The organism is Aquipuribacter hungaricus, assembly GCF_037860755.1.
Taxonomy (GTDB): domain Bacteria; phylum Actinomycetota; class Actinomycetes; order Actinomycetales; family JBBAYJ01; genus Aquipuribacter; species Aquipuribacter hungaricus.
Genome location: NZ_JBBEOI010000171.1, coordinates 1 through 7727, shown reverse-complemented (window position 1 = coordinate 7727; position 7727 = coordinate 1). Strand labels below are relative to the sequence as shown.

Here is a 7727-nt window from a genome sequence, read left to right as displayed (position 1 = left end):
GCTGGCCTGGTAGCCGGGCGTGTCCGAGGCGCGGTTGCCGCCGTTGGCGTCGGCGATGGCCTGCAGCGCCTCGAGGTGCTCCATGACGCCCTCGACGCGGACGCACTCGAGCAGCTTGGCGGTCGTGTTGTTGGTGCGGGAGTCGCAGCCGCGGACGGCCGGGGCCGCGCTGGCGGGCAGCGAGACGAGCGATGCGGCGACGAGGGAGCCGGCGGCGACGGCGACGGTGCCGAGCCTCCGGGACCTGCTGGTGGAGCTGATCATGCGATTACCTCTCGACGGGGTCCCCCTGGACCGGCGCAACGTAACCCGTCGGGGGGCCCCAGCAACAGGATCTGCGGAGAGATATGTCGGGGACGGCATAGGTCCGGGGTGCCGGAGCACCCCGGACCCCCCTGTCAGCCGGTGGTCGCGGGCTGCCGGTCGGCGCCGCGGTCCCGCCCGGTCGCCCCGGTCATGTCCTCGAGCTCGCGGCCCTTGGTCTCCTGCACCTGCGTGAGGACGAAGAGCCCGCTGAGCAGCGCGAAGACCGCGTAGCCGCCGTAGGTGACGGACAGGCCGAGGTTCTGCGACATCCAGGGGAACGTCGTGCTGACCGCGAAGTTGGCGACCCACTGCGCGGCCGCGGCGACGGCGAGGGCCGGTGCCCGCAGCGCGTTGGGGAACATCTCGCCGAGCAGGACCCAGACGACCGGGCCCCACGAGACACCGAACCCGACGACGAAGACGTTGGCGGCGACCAGGGCGATCGTCGACCAGGGGGCGCCGAGGCTGACGTCGTCGCCGCTGCCGGTGGACTGGGTGAAGCTCAGCGCCATCGCTCCCAGCGACAGCGTCATCATCGCCGACCCGGTGAGCAGGAGCGGGCGGCGGCCGACGCGGTCGACGAGCAGGATGGCGATGACGGTGACGACGACGTTGGTGACCGACGTGATGACGGTGATGGTGAGCGCGTCGCTCTCCTCGAACCCGACCGAGCGCCACAGCGTCGTGGAGTAGTAGAAGATGACGTTGATCCCGACGAGCTGCTGGAACAGCGACAGCAGGATGCCGACCCAGACGATGGGCCGCAGACCGAGTCGCGGCCCCTTGAGGTTGGCCAGGCCGACGAGGTGCTCGCCCTCCATCGACTTCTTGATCGCGGTGATGCGCTCCCTGGCGGCCCTGCCGCTCATGAGGCGCAGCAGCACGTCGCGGGCGCGGGTGTCCTCTCCGCGTGCGACGAGGAAGCGGGGCGACTCGGGGATGGTGAGGGCGAGGACGCCGTAGAGGACGGCCGGGACGATGCCCGCGATGAACATCCAGCGCCAGGCCGCGAGGCCGAGCCAGAGGTCCTCCGACGCGCCGCCCGCCTGGCCGGCCAGGAAGGCGTCGGACAGCAGGGCGAGGAAGATGCCGGTGACGATCGCCAGCTGCTGGAGCGAGCCGAGCCGACCGCGGATGGCGGCGGGGGCGATCTCCGCGATGTAGGCGGGGGCGATGACGGAGGCGACGCCGACGCCGAGGCCGCCGACGACGCGCCAGAAGATGAGGTCCCAGACGCCGAACGCGAGGCCGGAGCCGATCGCGCTGGCGGTGAACAGGACGGCGGCGGCGACCATGACGCGCGGGCGCCCGAAGCGGTCGGCGGCCGAGCCGGCGAACCAGGCCCCGACGACGCAGCCGAGCAGCGCGCACGAGACGGCGAAGCCGGTCAGACCGGCGCTGAGCTCGAACTCCCCGGCGAGGGCGTCGACGGCGCCGTTGATGACCGCGGTGTCGAACCCGAACAGGAAGCCGCCGATGGCGGCGACGACGGAGATGAGGATGGCGTTGGCGGCGTGGCTCCGCCCGCCGACGGCCTGGTCGTCGTCCCGGCCGCCACCGTCGAGGCCCTGGTCGTCATGGTCCCGCCCGTCGCGGTCGAGCCCGTCGCCCCCGCGGCCGTCCCCGCGCGAGGACCCCGTGCTGCCCGCCCCGCCCCCTGCGCTGCTGCTGCCCTCGTGCGCCATGCCGACCCCTTCGTCGCGTGCCGGCGGTGGCGCCGGTCGTACCGGTCCGTGCCGCGGGGGGTACCCCTCCGTCCGGGTGGTCAAACCGCGGACGCCGGCGGGCGCGGACCGGCCGCTGCGACGCTGCTGCGGTGAGCACCTCGTTCGACTACCCGCCGCCGCCCTCCTGGTCCCCGGCCGGCGCCCCCGACGCCGTCCCCGCACCGCGACCGCTCGACGCCTGGTCGGTGGTCGCGCTGGTCTGCGGGGTGGTCGGGCTCACGGTCGTCGGCCTGGTCGCCGGCGTCGTCGGCCTGGTCCGCACCGCGGGAGGGCGGCGGCGAGGACGGGGCCTGGCCGTCGCCGGTCTCGTCGTGTCCGCCGTCGTCCTGGCCGGGCAGGCCCTGCTGGTCGCCGCCGTCGGTCCGGCGGTCGTCGACGGGCTGCAGGAGGGCTGGTCCGGCGCCGAGACCGAGGAGGCCGCCGCGGCGCCCGCCGGGGGCACCGACCCGGTCGCGGCCGACGGCACCGGCGCAGACCTGGGCGAGGACACGGGCGAGGACGCCGCCGGCACCGCGGGAGACGACCCCGTGGCGGACGACCCCGTGGCAGCCCCCTCCCAAGAGCCCGTGGACGGCGGTCCGGTGATGAAGACGACGGACGAGCTCGCGCTGGGCGACTGCTTCGACGACCCGGAGACCGAGGAGTTCTACGAGATCGCCACCCTCCCCTGCGACGTCCCCCACGACGGGGAGGTCGTCGCCGAGCTCCAGCTCGAGGGGGACTCCTGGCCGGGGGACGCGACGGTCGAGGAGGACGCGTTCGACGCCTGCCAGAGGGCGACCGCCGCGGTGTTCGAGGCCGCCGGCGTCGTCCCCGACGGCGGGCTCGACTACTGGACCTTCACCCCGACCAAGGAGTCCTGGCTGCTGTACGCCGACCGGGAGGTCCACTGCCTGGTCTACCACCTGGACGGCCCGCTCGAGGCGCCGCTCCTGCCCTGACGGGGAGCGCGCCAGGGCTGCGACCGGACGGCGGGCCCGTCAGGCGGCGAGCACCACCGGCCCCACGACGAGGCCGGTGCGCGCCTCGTCGACGTCGACCCGCACGGTGTCGCCGTCGACGACCCCGCCCGACAGCAGCTCCCGGGCCAGCCGGTCGCCGATCTCGCGCTGGACGAGGCGGCGCAGCGGCCGCGCGCCGAAGGCCGGGTCGTAGCCGGTGAGCGCCAGCCACTCCTTGGCCGCGTCGGTGACGTCCAGGACGAGGCGCCGCTCGGCCAGCCGCGCGGCGAGCATCCGGACGTGCAGCTCGACGATGCTGCCCAGCTGCTCGATGCTCAGCGGCTCGAACACGACGATCTCGTCGAGGCGGTTGACGAACTCCGGGCGGAACGCGTGCCGGACGGCGTCCATGACCATGGCGCGCCGGTCGGCCGAGGAGGCCGAGGTGTCCATCAGGGCCGCCGACCCCAGGTTGGAGGTGAGCACGAGGATGACGTTGCGGAAGTCGACCGTCCGCCCCTGCCCGTCGGTGAGCCGTCCGTCGTCGAGCACCTGGAGCAGGACGTCGAACACCTCGGGGTGCGCCTTCTCCACCTCGTCGAGCAGGACGACCGAGTACGGCCGGCGCCGCACCGCCTCCGTGAGCTGACCGCCGGACTCGTAGCCGACGTAGCCGGGGGGCGCCCCGACCAGGCGGGCGACCGAGTGCCGCTCGCCGTACTCGCTCATGTCGATGCGGACCATGGCGCGCTCGTCGTCGAACAGGAAGTCCGCGAGCGACTTGGCCAGCTCGGTCTTGCCCACGCCCGTGGGACCGAGGAACAGGAACGAGCCGGTGGGGCGGTCGGGGTCGGAGATGCCGGCCCGGGAGCGGCGCACGGCGTCGGACACCGCGCGCACGGCCTCGTCCTGGCCGACCAGGCGCTGCCCGAGCACCTGCTCCATGTGCAGGAGCTTCTCGGTCTCGCCCTCGAGCAGGCGGCCGACGGGGATGCCCGTCCAGGCCGCGACCACCTCGGCGATGTCGTCGGCGCCCACCTGCTCGTTGACCATGCGGTCGGCGTCGGCGACGGCAGGGCGGCCCGACTCGAGCGAGGCCAGCTGCTTCTCGGCCTCGGGGATCTCGCCGTACAGCAGCCGGCTCGCGGTCTCCAGGTCGTTGTCGCGCTGGGCCCGCTCGGCCTGCGCCCGCAGCTCCTCCAGCCGGACGGTGAGGTCGCCGACCGCGTTGAGGGAGCCCTTCTCGGCGTCCCAGCGCAGCTGCAGGCCGCGCAGCCGCTCGGTGGCGTCGCCCAGCTCGGTGCGCAGCCGCTCCAGGCGCTCGGCCGAGGCGGCGTCGTCCTCGCGGGACAGCGCCATCTCCTCCATCCGCATCCGGTCGACCTGGCGGCGGAGCTCGTCGATCTCCACCGGCGAGGAGTCGATCTCCATGCGCAGCCGCGAGGCGGCCTCGTCGATGAGGTCGATGGCCTTGTCGGGCAGCTTGCGCGCGGGGATGTAGCGGTGCGACAGGGTCGCCGCGGCGACCAGGGCGCCGTCGCTGATGATCACCTTGTGGTGCGCCTCGTACCGCTCCTTGAGCCCGCGCAGGATGGCGATGGTGTCCTCGGGACCGGGCTCGCCGACGAAGACCTGCTGGAAGCGGCGCTCGAGCGCGGCGTCCTTCTCGATCTGCTGGCGGTACTCGTCGAGCGTGGTGGCCCCGACCAGGCGCAGTGCCCCGCGGGCCAGCAGCGGCTTGAGCATGTTGGAGGCGTCCATCGACCCCTCGGCCGCACCGGCGCCGACGACGGTGTGCAGCTCGTCGATGAAGGTGACGACCTGCCCCTGCGCCGCCTCGATGTCCGCGAGCACGGCCTTGAGCCGCTCCTCGAACTCGCCGCGGTACTTGGCCCCGGCGACCATCGCGCCCAGGTCGAGCGACACCAGGCGCTTGTCGCGCAGGGACTCCGGCACGTCGCCGGACACGATCCGCTGGGCGAGGCCCTCGACGACCGCGGTCTTGCCGACGCCGGGCTCGCCGATGAGGACGGGGTTGTTCTTGGTGCGGCGGCTCAGCACCTGCACCACGCGGCGGATCTCGGCGTCGCGGCCGATGACGGGGTCGAGGCGGCCCTCGCGGGCGTCGGCGGTGAGGTCGCGGCCGTACTTCTGCAGCGCCTCCTGCGTCGCCTCGGGGTCGGCGGAGGTGACCTTGCCGCTGCCGCGGACGCCGGGCAGGGCTGCGAGCAGGCCGTCACGGGTGACCCCGGCGGCCCGGAGCGCCTGGCCCGCGCTGCCGGTGTCGGCGGCGAGCCCGAGGAGCAGGTGCTCGGTGGAGACGAACGCGTCCTCGAGGGCGCGCGCCTCGTCGCCGGCCGCGGACAGGGTGGCGTGGGTCTGGCGGGACACCCGGGGCTCGGCGACCGAGCTGCCGGACGCGCTCGGCAGCGCCCGGACCAGGACGTCGGCGCGGCCGCGCAGCTCCTCGGGCACGGCGCCGACGGCCTCGAGCAGGCCGGGCACCACGCCGGTGGGGGCGGTCAGCAGGGCCAGCAGCAGGTGCGCGGGCTCGACGAACGGGTTGCCCGCCGCGCTGGCACGACGGACGGCGGAGGACAGCGCCTCCTGGCTGCGGGTGGTGAGCGAGAGGTCCACGAGACCCTTCCTGAGAGCTTGAGCCGGTCTGGCTCAATGGTGAGAGTTGAGCCCGTCGTTGTCAACTCTCCGGGTGCGTCGCGCGGACGGGGCGGCCGGGGCCCCGGCGCCTACCCTCGGTCCATGGCCACGGAGCAGCCCGACCCCCGCCACCCCGTCGAGGCCGCGGACACCGACGGCTTCCGGTCGCGGGCCTGGCTCACCGACATGGACGGCGTGCTGGTCAGCGAGGGCCGGCCGATCCCGGGCGCGGACGCCTTCGTGGCCGCGCTCCGCGCCGCCGGGCGCCCGTTCCTCGTGCTGACGAACAACTCGATCTGGACCGCGCGCGACCTGGCGGCGCGGCTGCAGTCCATGGGGCTGCACATCCTCGAGGACGAGATCTGGACCTCGGCCCTGGCGACGGCGACGTTCCTCGCCGACCAGCGGCCCGGCGGCTCGGCGTACGTCGTCGGCGAGGCAGGCCTCACGTCGGCCCTGCACGACGCCGGCTTCGTGCTCACCGACACCGACCCGGACTACGTCGTCCTCGGCGAGACCCGCACGTACTCCTTCGAGGCGATCACCAAGGCGATCCGGCTCGTCGGTGCGGGCGCCCGCTTCATCGCGACCAACCCCGACCCGACCGGCCCGTCGCCGGAGGGCCCGCTGCCGGCGTGCGGCGCGGTGGCCGAGCTCATCGCCACCGCCACACGTCGCCGGCCGTACGTCATCGGCAAGCCCAACCCCATGATGTTCCGGTACGCGATGAACATGATCGGCGCGCACTCGGAGACCACGACGATGGTCGGGGACCGGATGGACACCGACGTCATCTCCGGCATGGAGGCGGGCCTGCGCACCGTCCTGGTGCTCAGCGGCGTCACGCAGGCCGACGAGGTCGACGCGTTCCCCTACCGGCCGAGCTTGGTGCGGGGGTCCGTCGCGGAGCTGCTCGACCTGGTCTGAGCCGGGCTCGGTCCCGAGCCTCGGGCGGACGGACGACGGGCGGCTCAGTCGCGGGAGCCGGGCCGCCAGACCACGAGGGCGGTGGAGACCGGCCGGCGCTGCGGCCGGCGGCCCTTGGCGAGCGCGACGATCCCGCCGGGGCCCGCGGCGAACACGCGGTCGGCGGCGGCACGGGTCCGGCGCAGGTCGTCGCGCAGGTCGTCGACCTGCCCGCGCAGCTGGCGGGTCTCCTCCTCCAGCTCGAGGATGCGACGGATGCCGGCCAGGTTGACGCCCTCCTCCTGGGACAGGCGCTGCACCTCGCGCAGCCGCTCGATGTCCTCGTCGGTGTAGCGCCGCCCCCCGCCCCGGGTCCGGGTGGGCGTGACCAGGCCCTCGCGGTCGTACTGCCGCAGCGTCTGCGGGTGCATGCCCGCGAGCTCCGCGGCCACGGAGATGACGTAGGCGCGCTGCAGCGGGGGCTCGGTCACGACGACGCCTTCTCCCTCGACGCCTCGGCCGCGGCGAGCAGGCCGGCGCGCGGGTCGGCGTCGCCCTCGGCGTCGCGCAGGGTCTCGACCGCCTCGCGGGCCCGGTCGGACAGCTTCTGCGGCACGACGACCGTGACGGTCGCGAGGACGTCGGAGGCCACGCCCCGGACGGCGGGGCCACGGCCCTTGAGCCGGAACGTCCGGCCCGACGGGGTGCCCGCGGGCACCTTGAGCCGGGCCACCCCGTCCAGGGTGGGCACCTCGACCGTGGCGCCCAGGGCCGCCTCGGCGAAGGTCACCGGGACGCTGACCCTGAGGGACGTGCCGTCCCACGTGAAGACGTCGTCGCCCTCGACCCGGACGGTGACGATGACGTCGCCCGGGCCGCCGGAGCCGCGCGAGCCCTTGCCGCGGACCCGGACCTTCTGGCCGTCGGCGACGCCGGCGGGCAGGCGCGCGTGCACGGTGCGGGTGCCGCCGGTCGGGTCGACCACGGGGACGCTCACCTCGGTGCCGCGCAGCGCGGCTGCGAAGCCGACCCGGGCGGTGGCCGTGAGGTCGCCGCCCTTCTCGGGGCCGCGGGTGCTGCCGCCGGAGAAGCCGCCGCCCTGCTGGCCGAGCAGGTCGGCGAGCAGGTCGTCGAACTCCGCCGACCCGGCCGAGCTGCGGCGCTGGCCGCCGGGGGCGCGACCGCGGCC

At 74.7% G+C, this 7727-nt stretch carries 6 protein-coding genes and 1 pseudogene; 2 read left to right on the top strand and 5 right to left on the bottom strand.

What is annotated here, in order from left to right:
- Positions 1–264, bottom strand: a pseudogene (locus WCS02_RS14985) (aminopeptidase); the annotation flags it as partial.
- Between the two features lie 134 nt (positions 265–398).
- Positions 399–1991: a sugar porter family MFS transporter gene (locus WCS02_RS14980; protein ID WP_340294613.1), complete on the bottom strand. Its 1593-nt coding sequence runs from the start codon at positions 1989–1991 to the stop codon at positions 399–401.
- Between the two features lie 131 nt (positions 1992–2122).
- On the opposite strand from WCS02_RS14980, the gene WCS02_RS14975 reads away from it, so the two are divergent.
- A complete protein-coding gene (locus WCS02_RS14975; protein WP_340294611.1) occupies positions 2123–2974 on the top strand; it encodes a hypothetical protein in 852 nt (283 codons plus the stop codon).
- A 39-nt stretch (positions 2975–3013) separates the two neighbouring features.
- On the opposite strand, the gene clpB is transcribed toward WCS02_RS14975, so the two are convergent.
- Positions 3014–5611: an ATP-dependent chaperone ClpB gene (clpB, locus tag WCS02_RS14970; RefSeq protein ID WP_340294609.1), complete on the bottom strand. Its 2598-nt coding sequence runs from the start codon at positions 5609–5611 to the stop codon at positions 3014–3016.
- A gap of 123 nt (positions 5612–5734) precedes the next feature.
- Between clpB and WCS02_RS14965 the strand changes: the two genes are divergently transcribed.
- A complete protein-coding gene (locus WCS02_RS14965; RefSeq protein WP_340294607.1) occupies positions 5735–6559 on the top strand; it encodes an HAD-IIA family hydrolase in 825 nt (274 codons plus the stop codon).
- A 44-nt stretch (positions 6560–6603) separates the two neighbouring features.
- On the opposite strand, the gene WCS02_RS14960 is transcribed toward WCS02_RS14965, so the two are convergent.
- Together WCS02_RS14960 and WCS02_RS14955 are read right to left on the bottom strand one after the other, a co-directional pair.
- Complete coding sequence (locus WCS02_RS14960; RefSeq protein WP_376984069.1) at positions 6604–6969, bottom strand: heat shock protein transcriptional repressor HspR; 366 nt, start codon at positions 6967–6969, stop codon at positions 6604–6606.
- A gap of 56 nt (positions 6970–7025) precedes the next feature.
- Positions 7026–7727, bottom strand: a 702-nt coding sequence (locus WCS02_RS14955) for a DnaJ C-terminal domain-containing protein (protein ID WP_340294603.1), incomplete at its 5' end; no start/stop codon positions are given.

Bases quoted from the DNA above. Each gene is read 5' to 3' on its own strand.
- WCS02_RS14980 (WP_340294613.1), bottom strand. From the start codon at position 1,991: ATGGCGCACGAGGGCAGCAGCAGCGCAGGGGGCGGGGCGGGCAGCACG.
- WCS02_RS14965 (WP_340294607.1), top strand. From the start codon at position 5,735: ATGGCCACGGAGCAGCCCGACCCCCGCCACCCCGTCGAGGCCGCGGAC.
- WCS02_RS14960 (WP_376984069.1), bottom strand. From the start codon at position 6,969: ATGCACCCGCAGACGCTGCGGCAGTACGACCGCGAGGGCCTGGTCACG.